The organism is Xanthobacter autotrophicus (genome assembly GCF_030015065.1).
Lineage (GTDB): Bacteria > Pseudomonadota > Alphaproteobacteria > Rhizobiales > Xanthobacteraceae > Xanthobacter > Xanthobacter autotrophicus_D.
The window spans coordinates 1-461 of the sequence record NZ_JAIVFN010000389.1 but is presented as its reverse complement, the minus strand read 5'-3'; the positions used below and the strand labels follow the sequence as shown (position 1 = coordinate 461).

The window sequence follows — 461 nt, the reverse complement described above, 5'->3', positions numbered from 1 at the left end:
GCGCAAGATGCAGCAAAGCCGCGCATTATAGCGCGGCCTCCAAAGAAGTGTCCAGCCCGCAGGGCCACAGGCCCGGGCCGGCGGGGCGGACCGCTGTCAGATCACGCTTTCCTGCTCCAGGAAGCGCTGCGCGTCGAGCGCGGCCATGCAGCCGGTGCCGGCGCTGGTGATGGCCTGGCGGTACACGTGGTCCTGCACGTCGCCAGCCGCGAACACGCCGGGCACGCTGGTCTGCGTGGCGAAGCCCTTGAGGCCGCCCTGCGTCACGATGTAGCCGTTCTCCAGCGTCAGCTGGCCCTCGAAGATGCCGGTGTTGGGCGCATGGCCGATCGCGATGAAGCAGCCCTGCAGCGCGATGTCCTGCGTGCTGCCGTCCAGGGTGCTCTTGATGCGGATGCCCGTCACGCCGCTGTCGTTGCCCAGCACCTCGTCGAGGGTGTGGAACACCTTCAGCTCGATCT

The 461-nt window shown here is 68.1% G+C and carries 1 protein-coding gene; it reads right to left on the bottom strand.

The features are described 5' to 3' along the window. Positions 1 to 96 precede the first annotated feature (96 nt). A partial coding sequence (locus K9U40_RS23675; RefSeq protein WP_282892503.1) for an FAD-dependent oxidoreductase occupies positions 97 to 461 on the bottom strand: 365 nt, incomplete at its 5' end.